The following is a 1,203-nucleotide window of genomic DNA, read 5'->3' as shown; positions in this document are numbered from 1 at the left end:
GGGTCGGTGGGGCGGGTCAGTCCTGGACGCGGGTGAGGTCGGCGTCCTCGTAGCGGACCATCTTCGAGCCGGTGACCAGTTTGTGGCCCAGCCACAGGGCCAGGAACAGGGGCAGGCCGATGTAGGCGGTGGCCGCCGCGAGCAGGTCGACCTCCCCGAGGAAGGCCTGGTAGTTCTGCCCCAGGATCACCACCGCGCACAGCGCCAGGGCGATCACCGGCCCCAGCGGGAAGAACCGGGCCCGGTAGGGCAGCTCCGCCAGGTCGTGGCCCTGGGTGGTGTAGGCCTTGCGGAAGCGGTAGTGGCTCCAGGCGATGCCCATCCACACGATGAACCCGGCCAGCCCCGAGGCGCTGACCAGCCACACGTAGGCGTCCCCGTCGCCGATGAAGGTGGTCAGGAAGGACGCCCCGCCCACCACGGTGGTGGCCAGCAGCGCGTTCATCGGCACCCCGCGCCGGTTCACCTTCGCCAGGAAGCGCGGGGCCTTGCCGGAGTCGGCCAGGGCCCAGAGCATGCGGGTGGAGGCGTAGAGCCCGGAGTTGCCGGCGGAGAGGATGGCGGTGAGGATCACCGCGTTCATCACCGAGGCCGCCGCCAGCACCCCGGCGTTCTCGAACACCAGGGTGAACGGGGAGATGGAGATGTCCTCCACGTCGCTGGTGAGCAGGTTCGGGCTGGTGTGCGGGATGAGGAACCCGATCACCGTGATCGCCCCGACGTAGAAGAGCAGGATCCGCACGAACACGGTGCGGATGGCCTTGGGCACGTTCTTCTGCGGGTCCTGGGCCTCACCGGCGGCCACACCGACCAGCTCGGTGCCCTGGAAGGAGAAACCGGCCACCATGACGATCGCCAGGATCCCCGCCCCACCGCCCACGAACGGGGCCTCGCCGGTGGTCCAGTTCGCGAAGCCCGGGGAGTCCCCGCCCAGCACGCCCACGATCATCAGGATGCCCAGCACCAGGAAGACCACCACGGTGGCGACCTTCACCAGGGAGAACCAGAACTCGCTCTCACCATAGGCGCGGGTGGACAGGGCGTTGAGCAGGAACAGGATCAGCAGGAACGCCCCGGACCAGATCCAGGACGGGACGTCGGGCAGCCAGTAGCGCATGATCAGCGCGGCGGCCACCAGCTCGGCGGCCACGGTGATCGCCCAGTTGTACCAGTAGTTCCAGCCGATGGCGAAGCCGAAGGAGG

1 protein-coding gene is annotated in these 1,203 nt (G+C 68.9%); it reads right to left on the bottom strand.

The window, feature by feature from the left end:
* Positions 1-16: 16 nt before the first annotated feature.
* Positions 17-1,203 (bottom strand): amino acid permease (locus GMA12_RS18125; RefSeq protein ID WP_156270877.1); only part of this gene is annotated, 1,187 nt, incomplete at its 5' end.

The organism is Kocuria sediminis (assembly GCF_009735315.1).
GTDB lineage: Bacteria > Actinomycetota > Actinomycetes > Actinomycetales > Micrococcaceae > Kocuria > Kocuria turfanensis.
The sequence above is the reverse complement of the archived record's forward strand: the minus strand, read 5'-3'. Positions and strand labels throughout refer to the sequence as shown.